Genomic DNA, 311 nt, shown 5'->3' with positions numbered 1-311 from the left:
GGGCCCGCGCCGAACTGCGCGCCGCCGGCGCCCAGCCGCGCACGCCCGCGGCCGGCCTCGCCGCGCTGACCTGGCAGGAGCGCCGCATCGCCGAACTCGCCGCCGGCGGTCTGACCAACAAGGAGATCGGCGCACGGACCCGGCTCTCCCCGCGCACCGTCGGCTCCCACCTCTACCGGGTCTTCCCCAAGCTCGGCATCACCTCCCGGGCCGCCCTGCGCGACGCCCTGGGCCGGCTGCCGCGGTGACGGGCCCGGGGCGGGCCGTGCCGTGGTGCCGGGCGCGGGGAGGGTGGCCGAGGGCCGGTGCCA

The 311-nt window shown here is 80.4% G+C and carries 1 protein-coding gene; it reads left to right on the top strand.

What is annotated here, in order from left to right; genetic code table 11:
• Positions 1 to 248 (top strand): helix-turn-helix domain-containing protein (locus tag ABD308_RS34575; RefSeq protein WP_344343831.1); only part of this gene is annotated, 248 nt, incomplete at its 5' end.
• Positions 249 to 311: the final 63 nt, after the last annotated feature.

Origin of the sequence: Kitasatospora putterlickiae (genome assembly GCF_039527695.1) — a bacterium.
Lineage (GTDB): Bacteria > Actinomycetota > Actinomycetes > Streptomycetales > Streptomycetaceae > Kitasatospora > Kitasatospora putterlickiae.
This window is presented reverse-complemented; position numbering and strand designations above follow the sequence as displayed.